This is a genomic window from Stenotrophomonas indicatrix (genome assembly GCF_002750975.1).
In the GTDB taxonomy this organism is placed as follows: domain Bacteria; phylum Pseudomonadota; class Gammaproteobacteria; order Xanthomonadales; family Xanthomonadaceae; genus Stenotrophomonas; species Stenotrophomonas indicatrix.
Genome location: NZ_PEJS01000001.1, coordinates 455,114 through 467,680, shown reverse-complemented (window position 1 = coordinate 467,680; position 12,567 = coordinate 455,114). Strand labels below are relative to the sequence as shown.

The 12,567-nt window shown below is 67.3% G+C and carries 11 protein-coding genes and 1 tRNA gene; 4 read left to right on the top strand and 8 right to left on the bottom strand.

What is annotated here, in order from left to right; genetic code table 11:
* Positions 1-30: 30 nt before the first annotated feature.
* The 6 genes from CR918_RS02110 to CR918_RS02085 form a co-directional block, all read right to left on the bottom strand.
* A complete protein-coding gene (locus CR918_RS02110) occupies positions 31-648 on the bottom strand; it encodes a 50S ribosomal protein L25/general stress protein Ctc (protein ID WP_025879148.1) in 618 nt (205 codons plus the stop codon).
* Between the two features lie 106 nt (positions 649-754).
* Positions 755-1,714 carry a ribose-phosphate diphosphokinase gene (locus tag CR918_RS02105; protein WP_025879147.1) on the bottom strand — a complete coding sequence of 320 codons (960 nt, stop codon included), beginning with the start codon at positions 1,712-1,714 and terminating at the stop codon, positions 755-757.
* A gap of 138 nt (positions 1,715-1,852) precedes the next feature.
* Positions 1,853-1,929 (bottom strand) — tRNA-Gln (locus CR918_RS02100).
* Positions 1,930-1,940: 11 nt separating this feature from the next.
* Positions 1,941-2,810 (bottom strand): 4-(cytidine 5'-diphospho)-2-C-methyl-D-erythritol kinase, encoded by an 870-nt coding sequence (gene ispE / locus CR918_RS02095; RefSeq protein ID WP_099841956.1) that lies wholly within the window; start codon positions 2,808-2,810, stop codon positions 1,941-1,943.
* On the bottom strand, positions 2,807-3,466 hold the full coding sequence (gene lolB / locus CR918_RS02090) for a lipoprotein insertase outer membrane protein LolB (RefSeq protein ID WP_099841955.1): 660 nt from the start codon (positions 3,464-3,466) through the stop codon (positions 2,807-2,809). Before lolB ends, ispE begins: the two co-directional genes overlap by 4 nt.
* Positions 3,463-5,148, bottom strand: a complete 1,686-nt coding sequence (locus CR918_RS02085; RefSeq protein WP_170919620.1) for a tetratricopeptide repeat protein — start codon at positions 5,146-5,148, stop codon at positions 3,463-3,465. The genes lolB and CR918_RS02085 overlap by 4 nt, the downstream gene beginning before the upstream one ends.
* 63 nt (positions 5,149-5,211) lie before the next feature.
* Here CR918_RS02085 and hemA point away from each other — a divergent pair, with 63 nt between their 5' ends.
* Genes hemA through ppk2 form a run of 4 tightly spaced genes read left to right on the top strand, consistent with a single transcriptional unit; the run spans position 5,212 to position 10,096 of the window.
* Entirely contained in the window at positions 5,212-6,495 is a 1,284-nt protein-coding gene (hemA, locus tag CR918_RS02080) for a glutamyl-tRNA reductase (protein WP_099841954.1), read from the top strand.
* Complete coding sequence (prfA, locus tag CR918_RS02075) at positions 6,473-7,555, top strand: peptide chain release factor 1 (protein WP_099841953.1); 1,083 nt, start codon at positions 6,473-6,475, stop codon at positions 7,553-7,555. Before hemA ends, prfA begins: the two co-directional genes overlap by 23 nt.
* A 5-nt stretch (positions 7,556-7,560) precedes the next feature.
* A complete protein-coding gene (locus CR918_RS02070; RefSeq protein ID WP_099841952.1) occupies positions 7,561-9,267 on the top strand; it encodes an O-linked N-acetylglucosamine transferase, SPINDLY family protein in 1,707 nt (568 codons plus the stop codon).
* Positions 9,268-9,313: 46 nt separating this feature from the next.
* Positions 9,314-10,096, top strand: a complete 783-nt coding sequence (gene ppk2, locus CR918_RS02065) for a polyphosphate kinase 2 (protein ID WP_099841951.1) — start codon at positions 9,314-9,316, stop codon at positions 10,094-10,096.
* 582 nt (positions 10,097-10,678) lie between these two features.
* On the opposite strand, the gene CR918_RS02055 is transcribed toward ppk2, so the two are convergent.
* Both CR918_RS02055 and CR918_RS02050 read right to left on the bottom strand, forming a co-directional pair.
* Positions 10,679-11,242, bottom strand: a complete 564-nt coding sequence (locus tag CR918_RS02055; RefSeq protein ID WP_032977467.1) for a TlpA family protein disulfide reductase — start codon at positions 11,240-11,242, stop codon at positions 10,679-10,681.
* Complete coding sequence (locus CR918_RS02050; RefSeq protein ID WP_032977469.1) at positions 11,239-12,513, bottom strand: YihY family inner membrane protein; 1,275 nt, start codon at positions 12,511-12,513, stop codon at positions 11,239-11,241. The genes CR918_RS02055 and CR918_RS02050 overlap by 4 nt, the downstream gene beginning before the upstream one ends.
* Positions 12,514-12,567: the final 54 nt, after the last annotated feature.

Genomic DNA, 12,567 nt, shown 5'->3' with positions numbered 1-12,567 from the left:
CCTGCCCTGAAGGACAGGCGCCGCGGGGTATTACTCGGCCGCTGCTTCTTCAGCGTCGGCAGCATCCTGCTTGCCGTGCTTGGCAGTGACGATGGCGTCGTCGTGGTCCTTGCCCAGCGCCAGCGCCGGGATTTCCACGCCCTTCGGCAGCTTGATGTCCGACAGGTACACAACGTCGCCAGCCTTCAGCTCGCCCAGGTCGACTTCGATCGACTCCGGCAGGTCCTTCGGCAGGCAGCTGATGGCCACTTCCTTCAGTTCGTGGGCGACCACGACGTCGGCAGCCTTGCCAGCCGGCGAGGTGTCTTCGTTGATGAAGTGCAGCGGAACCGAAGCGGTCAGCTTCTCATTCTCGTTCACGCGCAGGAAGTCCAGGTGCATGATCAGCTGCTTGTACGGATGGCGCTGCATGTCACGCAGCAGCACCTTCTGCACCTGGCCGTCCAGGTTCAGGTCCAGGATCGAGGCATAGAACCACTCGTTCTGCTGGGCCAGCCAGATTTCGTTGTGGTCCAGGCTGATGGCGACCGGTTCGGCGTTGCCGCCGTACACGATCGCCGGGATCACACCAGCGGTACGCAGGCGGCGGCTCGCACCCTTACGCTGCAGTTCACGCTTGGTGACCTTGATTTCATGGGTCTTCGACATTTTCGACTACTCGGTTGTTGCCTTGCCTTGCGGCTTGGCGGTTGAAGGCACTTCCGCGACCAGAAGCGCCCGGTGTGTCCCTGCCGTTGCCGGCGGGGACGAAAAATCAATCCACGTACAGCGAGCTGACCGACTCGCCGAAGGCGATGCGGCGCATCGTTTCGGCCAGCATTTCCGCCACGCTCAGCTGGCGGATCTTGCTGCACACCCGCGCGGCGTCCTTCAGCGGGATGGTGTCGGTCACCACCAGCTCATCGAGCTGGGAATTGGTGATGTTGTCCACCGCCGGGCCCGACAACACCGCGTGGGTGCAGTAGGCGGCGACCTTCAGCGCACCGCGCGCCTTCAGGGCAGCAGCAGCGGCGCACAGGGTGCCGGCGGTGTCGACGATGTCATCGACCATCACGCAGGTCTTGCCTTCGACGTCACCGATGATGTTCATCACGGTGGAGACGTTGGCGCGCGGACGGCGCTTGTCGATGATCGCCAGATCGGCGTCATCCAGGCGCTTGGCCACTGCACGGGCGCGGACCACGCCGCCCACGTCCGGCGACACCACGATCAGGTTCTCGGTGCCGTAGGCGCGCCAGATGTCGGCCAGCAGCAGCGGCGAGGCATACACGTTGTCGACCGGAATATCGAAGAAACCCTGGATCTGGTCGGCGTGCAGGTCGACGGTCAGCACGCGATCAGCGCCGGCGGTGCTGAACATCTTCGCCGCCAGCTTGGCGGTGATCGGCACGCGCGAGGAACGCATGCGGCGATCCTGGCGCGAGTAGCCGAAGTACGGCACCACGGCGGTCACGCTGGCCACCGATGCGCGCTTGAGCGCGTCGATCAGCACCAGCAGTTCCATCAGGTTTTCCGCGCTCGGCGCCGAGGTCGGCTGGATCACGAACACGTCCTGCTTGCGGACGTTCTCTTCGATTTCCACCTGCACTTCACCATCGGAGAAGTGCGAGACCAGCGCCTTGCCCGGGCGGACTCCCAGTTCCTTGCAGATGTTCTGCGCCAGACGTTTGTTGGCGTTGCCGGAAAAGACCAGCAGGTTCGGGGACTCTTGCATCATGATTGTCTCGGGCGGGGACGAGTGGCGGGGATCCGGTAGCGGCAAGGACCACGTCGGCCCCTGCTGCTGACAACACCGCGGCTGTTCCCACGTCCCGCGCAGGTGATGCGCTGGAAGGCGCGGACGCAGCCGCATTGGCAGGGGCGGGAGGATTCGAACCTCCGAATGCCAGGATCAAAACCTGGTGCCTTGGGCCTCTTGGCGACGCCCCTGCATTGATGAATCAGTGTTGCTCGAGTGCATCCAGCAGTGGCGAACGTGCAACGCCCGCAGCCACCCTTGCCCGCAACTCCTTCGACAACTTCGCTCGTCCCTGCTCGGCGGCAGCCTGCGAATCGAACTCGACGAAACAACCACTTCCCGAACCGGTCAGTCGTGCCGTGCCGATGTCGCTCAACGCAGCAAGCACCGCCTCGACGGCAGGCTCACGGCGGCGCAGCACCGGTTCGAACACGTTCCCGACCAGCAAGCCGGAAGCGAAGTCCTCTATTTTCGCCTGTGGACTGTCGCGCGTCAAATCCGGATCTGCGAACAGCAGCGGGGTCGGCACATGAACGCCCGGTTCGACCACCACATACCAGGCCTGCGGCAGGGTGATCGGCCGCAGCCGCTCGCCCACCCCCTCGGCCCAGGCGTTGTGGCCACGCACGAACACCGGCACATCGGCGCCGAGGCACAAGCCCAGCGCCGCCAGCGTATTTTCGTCCAGCCCCGCCCCCCAGAGCCGGTTCAGCACCACCAGCACGGTGGCCGCATCGGACGAACCGCCGCCGAAACCGCCGCCCGCAGGAACATTCTTTTCGACGACGATATCGACACCTTTCTCGACATTCGCCACCTCTTTGAGCAACCGCGCTGCCCGAACCGCCAGATCATCCGCCTCCGCGACACCGGCCAGGCCATCGCCCTGCCGCCGCACCTGGCCGTCTTCACGCAGGCGCAGGCCGATCCGGTCGCCCCAGTCGAGCAGGCGGAACACGGTCTGCAGCTCGTGGTAGCCGTCGGCACGGCGGCCGGTGATATGCAGGAACAGGTTCAGCTTGGCCGGGGCCGGCCACCAGGACCAGCCCGCGTCATCCACCCGCGCGTTCATGGCGCGCCCTGCCCCCACTGGTCGACCAGCAGGCGCACCTTGGCGTCACCATTGACCGCCTCGACCCTGCGCGGCAGGGCCGGACGCCCGGCTTCGGCCGGGTACCAGTCCAGATACTGGATCACCCAACCCATCTGCTGCATGCGCCGCGGACGGCCATCGGCATCACGCTCGATCTTTTCCGGCCCAACGCTGTCGCCGGCGACCAGGCCGCGTACCCAGTCCGGCAGCTGGTTGACCGGAATATCCCAGCCGGTGGCTTCCAGCAACAGGGCCTGCGCGTCTTCACCGTCTCGCGGACCACCGGCCAGTCCTTCCAGACGGCCGGCTTCATGATGGCTGTCGCCGCTCAACTTCCAGCTCTGGCGGGTGACCGGCGCGCTCAGTTCGACGACATAGCGTTGGCCTTCCTGTTTCCAGTCGATGCGGCCGCTGCCACCATCCTTGCCCTTGCTGACCGCCACCCGGCCCTGGAAATTCCACTCCGACGCCGATCGCAGCGCGTCCACGCGCGCGGCCTCGGCGGCGGCCGCTTCGGCGGAAACGGTGGTGACTACGGCCGGCGCCGGCGTTTTCTGCCGGCCAACGGTGGTACAGGCACTCAGGGCCAGGGTCACGGCCACCAGCAGCAGTGGCCGGATCGTGGAAACACTCATGGGTTGAATTTCTCGCGGGCGCGCAGCAGCGCGCGGTTTTCAGGGTCGAGTCTGGCCGCTTCCTCGAAGAAGTGACGGGCTTCATCGTGCTTGCCCAGCACCCACAGCACCTCGCCTACGTGGGCGGCGATTTCCGGGTCCTTGGCCAGCGTCCAGGCGCGGCGCAGCTGTACCAGCGCGTCGGCGTTGCGCCCCAGCCGATACAGCACCCAGCCATAGCTGTCGACGATGGCGGCGTTGTCCGGTTCGGCCACGCGTGCGCGGTCGATCAGTTCGAGCGCTTCCTGGTAGCGACCGGTCCGGTCGGCCAGGGTGTAGCCCAGTGCATTCAATGCCGGCACGTTCTCCGGCTCGGTCACCAGGATCTTGCGCAGGTCGGCCTCGGCACGGGCGATGTCATCGCGGCGCTCCCAGGCCAGCGCACGGGCATACAACAGGCCGTTTTCGTCCGGATACGCGGCCAGGCCACGGGCCAGTGCGTCGATCTCGCCGGGAAGGTCGTCGGCGCGCTGGCGCAGCTCGGCTTCCAGCAGATACGCATCGCGCCGCACATCGTCATCCACGCTGGCATCGGACTGGATGGCATGCACTTCATCCAGCGCCAGCGACTGCCGGCCCGCCAGACCCTGCGCATTGGCCGCGCGCAGGCGCGCTTCATTCAGCTCATCGCCGCCAGGAACGCTGTGATACCAGTTGACCGCCTCCGGGTAGCGCTTGAGGTACTCGGCGATCTTGCCCAGCAACAGGCGCTGCGCCGGGTCCGGCTTGGCCGCCTGCCGCGACAGTTCGTTGTACAGATTGGACAGCGCGGCCTTGTCGCCCTGCTTGGCCAGCAGCGAAGCGCGCATGCCCCACGTCTGCACATCCTGGGGACCGACCGCCAGCACGCGCTCGGCCGCTGCCGGCTGGCCGAGGCTGTCATAGGCGATGGCCACCGCGTTGCGCAGCTCCGGGTCCTGACGGGTCTTCGGCTCCACCCCATGCAGCAGCGACAGCGCCTGGTCGGTCTGGCCGGCCTGCTGCAGCTGGCTGGCGCGCAGCAACGCCACGCGTGGCTCCTCGGGGAAGCGCTTGACCACCTCATCGATCATGCGCCGTGCCAGCTCGGGCTTCTCCATGCGCAGTGCAAGGCGTCCAAACTCCTGCCAGGCCTCGATCTTCTGGGGAATGGCGTTGGCATCGACCAGCTCGCCCAGCACCTGGGCCGGCACGGCCGGATCGCGGCCACCGCCGATCAAGGCGCCCAGGGCGAACTTCCAGCCCTCATCCCCCGGGTCCTGCAACAAGGCCTGAAGCTCGCTGCGCGCAGCCTTCACATCGCCCTGGCGCATCGCCAGCGCACCGGCTGCGCTGCGCATCGCCAATGAGCGCGGCGCACGCTGCTGCCACAGGGCCAGGCCCTTGGCCGCGGCGCCATCTTCGTTGGCCAGCATGGCGATACGGGTCGCCCGCTCGGCCAGACCGGCGTCGCCGTCGGTCTGCTGGGCCGCCTGCAGGTACCAGCGCGCGGCCTCGGCCAGCTTGCCCGCCTGCAGGGCGAACTCGCCGGCCAGCACCGGCTCCAGCGCCAGTTCCTCAGTCACCGCAGGCCGTGCAGGCGCCTTGGCGGGCACCGCCGCCAGGGCCTGCGCACAGGCCAGAGACAGCAGCAGAACACTGGGGATGCGAATCAATGCGGGCATCGTCGGCATCGGGGCCTTAAAATGTCGTCCAATGGCCAGCAGCTTATCGCAAGCAACTGAACAATGACCCTGTGGGTGCTCGGACTGAATCACCAGACCGCACCGGTGGAACTGCGCGAACGCGCAGCCTTCGCCGGTGACGCGTTGCCGCGCGCGCTCGGTTCGCTGCGCGATACCCCGCAGATCGCCGAGGCGGTGCTGCTGTCCACCTGCAACCGCACCGAGCTGTATGCCGTGGCCGAGTCCGCGCAGGCGCTGGACCAGTGGCTGCAGAGCCAGGCTGGCGACCTGCAGGGCTACCTGTACCAGCACGCCGATGCCGATGCCGTGCGCCACCTGTTCCGGGTGGCGACGGGGCTGGATTCAATGGTGCTGGGTGAGCCGCAGATCCTGGGCCAGGTGAAGGACGCCTGGTCGACCGCGCGCGACCACGGCCTGCTCGGCCAACGCCTTGACCGCCTGTTCCAGCAGACGTTCTCGGTGGCCAAGCGCGCGCGTACCGATACCCAGGTCGGTGCCAACCCGGTATCGGTGGCCTCGGCAGCGGTGCGCCTGGCGCAGAATGCATTTGCCCGCCTTGACGATTCCACCGTGCTGCTGGTCGGCGCCGGCGAGACCATCGAGCTGGCCGCACGCCACCTCAGCGAAGGCAAGGTGCGGCGGCTGCTGATCGCCAACCGCACCCTCGCCCATGCGCAGGAACTGGCCAGCCGCCATGGCGGTGTGGCGCTGCCGCTGACCGAACTTGAGCGTCACCTGGCCGAGGCCGATGTGGTGTTCTCGGCCACCGCCGCCCGCGAACCGGTGATCCACCGTGCTGCAGTGGCCAACGCCCTGCGCGCACGCCGGCACAAGCCGATGCTGCTGTTCGACCTGGCCGTGCCGCGCGACATCGAAGCCGACGTTGCCAGTCTCAACGATGCGTTCCTGTATACCGTGGACGACCTCGAGCGCGCGGTGGAAGACAACCGCCGCAGCCGCCGCGAGGCGGCCGCCGAAGCCGAGACGATCATCGACCTGCAGGTCTCGCGCTTCGTCGAAACCCTGCAGGCCAGTGCCCACCAGGCACCGCTGCGGCAACTGCGCGCTTTCGGCGAGGCCACCCGTGCCGACCTGCTGGAGCGCGCGCGCCAGCAGCTGGCCAACGGCAAGCCGGCCGACGAAGTGCTGGAACTGCTTGCCCATGGATTGACCAACCGCCTGCTGCACCCGCCGACCGCCGCCCTGCGCGCGGCCGCGCTCAGCGGCGACGCCGACCTGACCCGCGCCGCCGAGCGCCTGTTCCCGGCTGCGCCGGGTTACCACCACCCACCTGTGAGAACCGATGACGCCGACCCTGCGCCGTAAGTTGGAAGCGCTGGCCGAGCGCCGCGAAGAACTGGAACGTCTGCTCGCCGAACCGGAGGTGGTCGCCAACAACGCGCGCTTCCGCGATCTTTCGCGTGAGTTTTCCCAGCTCGAACCGATCGCCACCGCGCTGGCCGATGAAGTGCGTGCCAAGGCCGACCTGGCCGCGGCCGAAAGCATGCGCACCGATCCGGACCTGCGCGAACTGGCCGACGAGGAGATCGCCGCCGCCCAGGCCCGCCTGCAGGACCTGGAGCAGGAGCTGGCACTACTGCTGGTGCCGCGCGACCCGCGCGATGAAGGCAACCTGTTCCTGGAAGTGCGCGCCGGCACCGGCGGCGACGAGGCGGCGATCTTCGCTGGCGACCTGTTCCGCATGTATGCCCGCTACGCCGAGCGACAGGGCTGGAAGGTCGAGATCGAATCGGACAACCCCGGCGAACATGGCGGCTACAAGGAAGTGGTGGCGCGCGTGGTCGGCCGGGGCGCGTTCTCGCGCCTGAAATTCGAATCGGGCACCCACCGCGTGCAGCGTGTGCCGGCCACCGAATCGCAGGGCCGCATCCACACCTCGGCGGCCACCGTGGCGATCATCCCGGAAGCCGACGAAGTCGATGAGATCGTCATCAACCCGGCTGACCTGAGGATTGATACCTACCGCTCCTCCGGCGCCGGTGGCCAGCACGTCAACAAGACCGAGTCGGCGATCCGCATCACCCACGTGCCCAGCGGCGTGGTGGTGGAGTGCCAGACCGAACGCAGCCAGCACGCCAACCGGGACAAGGCGATGAAACGCCTGAAGGCGCAGCTGCTCGATGCCGAGCGCCAGCGCCACGACGCAGCGCAAGCCGAATCTCGGCGCCTGCAGGTTGGCAGCGGCGACCGCAGCCAGCGCATCCGTACCTACAACTTCCCGCAGGGCCGGATCACCGATCACCGCGTGGAAGGGCTGACCCTGTACGACCTGCCCAACGTACTGGCCGGCGATCTCGATCCGCTGCTGCAGCGATTGAGCCACGAGCACCAGGTCGACGCCCTGGCCCAGCTTTCGGCGGGCTGACCAGCATGTCCGCCTGGCAGCAGCGGCAGCAACTGCAGCAGGCGATCACGCGCCAGCCCGGCGACTTCGTCGCCTGGGTGATGCTGGCTGACCTGGAACTGGAAGCCGGCGACATTGCGGCCGGTGAGCAGGCTGCGCGACGCGCGCTGCAGCTGCGGCCCAATCATCCTGAAGCGCTTGCCCGGCTCGGCCGGGTGGCGTGGATGGCAGGAGCGCATGCCGATGCCGCCACGCTGTTGGGCCAGGCCTCGGCGCTGGCACCGGAGCACCCGGGCATCGCGTTGTGGCTGGGGCACGCGCTGGAAGATGCCAACGATGCCGAAGGTGCATCAGCGGCCTATCGCCGCGCACATGCACTGATGCCCGATGAGCCGTATATCGCCGCGCAGCGCCTCGCCTGGCAGCGTCGCCTGTGCGATTGGCAGGACGTGGATGCGCTGGCCGATCAGGTGCGCGGTGCACTGGTGTCCGGCCAGGGCGTAGTAGAACCCTTCGCGTTTCTCAGCGAAGACGCCAGCGCGGCCGAACAGCTGGCCTGCGCGCGTGCACGCGCCGCCGCGGTGGCGGCATCGGTGCGGCCACTGCCGCCGGCGAAGCTGCGCGAACGAGGCCCACTTCGCGTGGGCTTGCTTTCCAACGGCTTCGGCGCCCATCCCACCGGATTGCTGACGGTGGCGCTGCTGGAGCAGATGAGCCGCGACCCGGCCCTGCAACTGCATCTGTTCGCGCTCAACGCGGACGATGGCAGCCGCATCCGCCAACGCCTGCAGGCCGCTACCCGGCTGCATGACGTGGTGGGATTGCGCCACGCCGATACGGCCGCGCGCATCCGTGCACAGGGCGTCGACCTGCTGCTGGACCTGCGCGGCTGGGGCGGTGGCGGCACGCCGGAAGTACTGGCGATGCGCCCTGCCCCGCTGCAGTTGAACTGGCTGGCCTACCCCGGCACCTCCGGTGCATCGTGGCTGGATGCAGTGATCGCTGACGACTTCGCGCTGCCGTCCTCGCTGGAACCGCACTACAGCGAACGCGTGCTGCGCCTGCCGCGCGCGTTCCAGCCCTCCGACAACACCCGCGTGCTGGAACCGGCGCCGGACCGTGCGGCGTGTGGGCTGCCCGCGCAGGGCACGGTGTTCTGCTGCTTCAACAACAGTTACAAACTCAACCCGCGCAGCATGGGCCGTGCGTTCGCGGTGCTGCAGGCAGTACCTGGCAGCGTGCTGTGGCTGCTGTCCGGCCCCGGCCAGGCCGATGCACGGCTGCGTTCCGCCGCCAAGGCTGCAGGACTGGATCCGGCGCGCCTGGTGTTCATGGCCAAGCTGCCGCATCCGCAGTATCTGGCCCGCTATCAGCTGGCCGACCTGTTCCTGGACACCAACCCGTACAACGCGCACACCACCGCATCGGATGCACTGTGGGCCGGCTGCCCGGTGCTGACCTGCCCCGGCGCTACCTTCGCCGCGCGCGTGGCCGGCAGCCTCAACCATCATCTGGGGCTGGAGCACATGAACGTCGCCGACGATGCGGCCTTCGTCGCCACCGCCAGTGCACTCGGCAACGACCCGGCCGCGCTGGCTGCCCTGCGTGCCGAACTGGCGCAGGCACGCGAGCGCAGCGGCTTGTTCGACATGACGGCCTTCGCGCGCGATCTGTCCTCACTGCTTCAGCAGTTGGCCCGCGAACAGGGCTGGCAGGGCCTCGACACGCCCTGACATCGCCCTGCGCTACGCTCGGGCTTCCCTCCCGCGTGGCATGACGATGGCCAAGCTCAAGCGCAAGGAATACGACGAACTGCTGCAGCCGCTGCAGCTGGAACTGACGGCGATGGCACGCTGGGTGCAGCACAGCGGGCAACGCCTGCTGGTGCTGTTCGAAGGACGCGATACCGCCGGCAAGGGCGGTGCGATCCAGGCCATCAGCCAGCACCTCAACCCACGCCAATGCAGGGTGGTGGCGTTGCCCAAGCCCACCGACCGCGAAGCCACGCAATGGTATTTCCAGCGCTACGCCACGCATCTGCCGGCCGCCGGCGAGATCGTGCTGATGGACCGCAGCTGGTACAACCGCGCGGGCGTGGAACGGGTGATGGGCTACTGCAGCGAGACCGAGTACCAGCAGTTCCTGCATCAGGCACCGGTGTTCGAACAACTGCTGGTGGATGACGGCATCCTGCTGTTCAAGTACTGGCTGTGCGTGGACCAGGAGCAGCAGGAGAAGCGTTTCGCCGAACGCCATCTTGATCCGTTGAAGGGGTGGAAGCTGTCGCCGGTGGATCTGAAGTCGCGCAGCAAGTACAGCGCGTACACCGAAGCGCGCGAGGCGATGCTGCGCGCGACCCATCGCGACGGTGCGCCGTGGACGCTGGTGGATTTCAACGACCAGCGGCTGGGTCGCCTGACTCTGGTCCGCAATCTGCTGGACCGGCTGCCGGACACGCGGGTGGATGTGCCTTTGCCCGAGCTGCCGAAACTGAAGGGCAAGCTGCATCGCGAGCACTACGACGTGCTGATGCCTATCGAGGATTTTCCGGTCGAAGAATAGGGTGGGTCGGCAGGGCTGTGCCCTGCACCTGCAGAGGCTTCAAGCAACGGCCGAAGCAACAGCAAAAGCGGCATTGCGTGGGATGGCGGGGCGGTGTCGGAGTGCGGGGACGCCGCAAGTACGTCTTTGTAGGCTTGGCAGCCGCATCCATGCGGCTGACACCCCGCACTCCGACACCGCCCCACCTTCGACAGATTTCCGGTGGCTGATGGATTCACGCCATGCGTGAATGTATGTCCATCGAAATCGAATATTTCGACAATTGAACGAAGAGCATCCACGCATGGCGTGGATCTACGTGTCGACCAAGGTCGACACCCATCAAGAGCAGGCCATGTAATTCCCGCAGCTTGCGGAGAATTGTCGAAGGCGGGGTGGGTCCGGTTGCGGGGGTGTGAGCCGCATGGATGCGGCGACCGAGCCTACAGGGACGTATTTACGGCGTCCCCCGCAACCGGACCCACCCCGCCTCCCCACAGGAAACCCGCTTTGGCTTTGGCTGTTGCTGTTGCTGTCGAGGTTGCCGGCCAGCGGCCGGCACTACCGCTTCGGTGGGTGCAGGGCGCAGCCCTGCCCCTCCCCTTATTTGGCAGCAGCAATCTGCTTTTCGATGTCCGCCGCGGTGACCGGGCCCAGGAAGCTGTGGGCCAGCTTGCCCTGCGGGTCGATCAGATGGGTCAGCGGCAGGCCACGCGGGGTGGCGAAGTCGGCCGGCGGGTCGAACGGATCGACGACCACGATCGGATAGGTCACCGGATGCTTGGTCAGGAACGCCTGCATCTCCGGAATCTCGATGTCCTCGTAGGCCAGGCCCACCACTTCGATGTTGCTGCGCATGGCATGCAACGCCGACAGCTCGGGCATTTCCTTGCGGCAGGGCGCGCACCAGGTCGCCCAGAAATTCACCACCACCCACTTGCCACGATGCGCGGCCAGGTCGTAATCGCTGCCATCGACGGCCTTCATCTTCAGCGTCGGGAACTCGGCAGTAACGCGCTCGGCGGGCGTATCCTCCACCGGCGCCGGCGCGGCCGGAGTCGGTGCCTGTGCCGGCGGCTGGCTGCTGGCCGGGGTCGGCTCCTGTGCGGGTTTGCAGGCGGCCAGGGCCAGCAGCGCAGCCAGCAGCAACGGGGTCTTGCAGGTCATGGGGCGTCTCCAGAATCAGGGTAGATGTCGCTGACGCGACGCTTGAGGCGTTCACGCAGCGGCAGGCGCAGTTCATCCAGTGCGGCCAAGGCGGCCCGGCCGAGGCTGTCATCGCGGTAAGGCAGGTGTTGTTCGGCCACCGGAATGCGCAGCTGCGTGCATTCGTACAGATCGCCCAGGCTGACCTGGTCCAGGTCGCGGGCCAGCAGCCACTCGCCGCGCTCATCGCGGCGCAGCAGACCGATGCCCTCCAGGTGGCAGGCCAGGTCCTGCAGCAGCGAGTCGGTCAGCATCGGTTCCAGCCGCAGGATCTCGTCGTCGGCCAGGCCCCTGCCCTTGGCGCGTGCATGCTGGAAGCGCCCGAGCAGGCGCAGCAGGCCATAGAACTCGTAGCCCTGCGGCAGGCGCAGTTCCACCGGCTGGTAGCGGAAAGCCGCCATTGACGACGCCAGCGACGCGCCCAGCAGCACGGCCACCCAGCAGAGGTAGATCCACAGCAGCAGGATCGGCACGAAGGCCACCGTGCCATACAGCTTCTGGTAGGACTGGAAGCTGCCCAGGTAGGCGCCGATGCCCCACTTCACCAGCTCCAGGATCACTGCGGCGAGAATCGCGCCCGGAACCGCATGGCGCCACTTCACGGTGTGGTGTGGCACCACCCGGAACATCAGGGTGATGCAGACGAATTCGATCAGGATCGGCGCCAGCCGCAAGGCGAGATCGGCCAGCCAGCGCCCCTCCTGCGTGCCGAAGAGCGGCATCGCGAACACCCGCGCCGACACCGCCAGCGATGCAGCGGCGAGCATCGCGCCCAAGGTCAGCACCGTCCAGTAGACCAGGAAGCGGGTCAGCCGCGGCCGACTGCTGCCGACGCGCCAGATCTGGTTGAAGGTCTCTTCAACACTGTTGAGGGTGATCAGCAGCGAGATGACCAGGGCGATGAAGCCGGCGGCAGTGAGCTGGCCGGCGCTGGCCGAGAACTGCCGCAGGTAGCCTTCGGCAGCGCGCGCGGCATTGGGCACGAAGTTGGAGAAGACGTAGTCGCTGAGCTGGTCGCTCCAGCGATCGAACACCGGGAAGGCCGAGAGCACGCCAAATACCACGATCGCCAACGGCACCAGCGCGAACACCGTGGTGTAGGCCAGCGCGGCGGCGGCCTGGAACAGGCGGTCGTCGAGGAAGCGGCGCCACAGGAAGCGGCCGAAGCTGGCGGCGCGTGCGCGATCCCGCGCGCGCTCCATCCACAAATTGAGCGTATCCAAAGGTTCCATCGGCGCAAGGGTACCCGATGCGGAATCGGTGCAGGATAGCCATACTGGCGTCCA

What these genes read in the sequence shown, in the direction of transcription:
- CR918_RS02110 (WP_025879148.1), bottom strand. Translation starts at nt 648, where the DNA reads ATGTCGAAGACCCATGAAATCAAGGTCACCAAGCGTGAACTGCAGCGT.
- CR918_RS02105 (WP_025879147.1), bottom strand. Translation starts at nt 1,714, where the DNA reads ATGCAAGAGTCCCCGAACCTGCTGGTCTTTTCCGGCAACGCCAACAAA.
- ispE (WP_099841956.1), bottom strand. Translation starts at nt 2,810, where the DNA reads ATGAACGCGCGGGTGGATGACGCGGGCTGGTCCTGGTGGCCGGCCCCG.
- lolB (WP_099841955.1), bottom strand. Translation starts at nt 3,466, where the DNA reads ATGAGTGTTTCCACGATCCGGCCACTGCTGCTGGTGGCCGTGACCCTG.
- CR918_RS02085 (WP_170919620.1), bottom strand. Translation starts at nt 5,148, where the DNA reads ATGCCCGCATTGATTCGCATCCCCAGTGTTCTGCTGCTGTCTCTGGCC.
- hemA (WP_099841954.1), top strand. Translation starts at nt 5,212, where the DNA reads ATGACCCTGTGGGTGCTCGGACTGAATCACCAGACCGCACCGGTGGAA.
- prfA (WP_099841953.1), top strand. Translation starts at nt 6,473, where the DNA reads ATGACGCCGACCCTGCGCCGTAAGTTGGAAGCGCTGGCCGAGCGCCGC.
- CR918_RS02070 (WP_099841952.1), top strand. Translation starts at nt 7,561, where the DNA reads ATGTCCGCCTGGCAGCAGCGGCAGCAACTGCAGCAGGCGATCACGCGC.
- ppk2 (WP_099841951.1), top strand. Translation starts at nt 9,314, where the DNA reads ATGGCCAAGCTCAAGCGCAAGGAATACGACGAACTGCTGCAGCCGCTG.
- CR918_RS02055 (WP_032977467.1), bottom strand. Translation starts at nt 11,242, where the DNA reads ATGACCTGCAAGACCCCGTTGCTGCTGGCTGCGCTGCTGGCCCTGGCC.
- CR918_RS02050 (WP_032977469.1), bottom strand. Translation starts at nt 12,513, where the DNA reads ATGGAACCTTTGGATACGCTCAATTTGTGGATGGAGCGCGCGCGGGAT.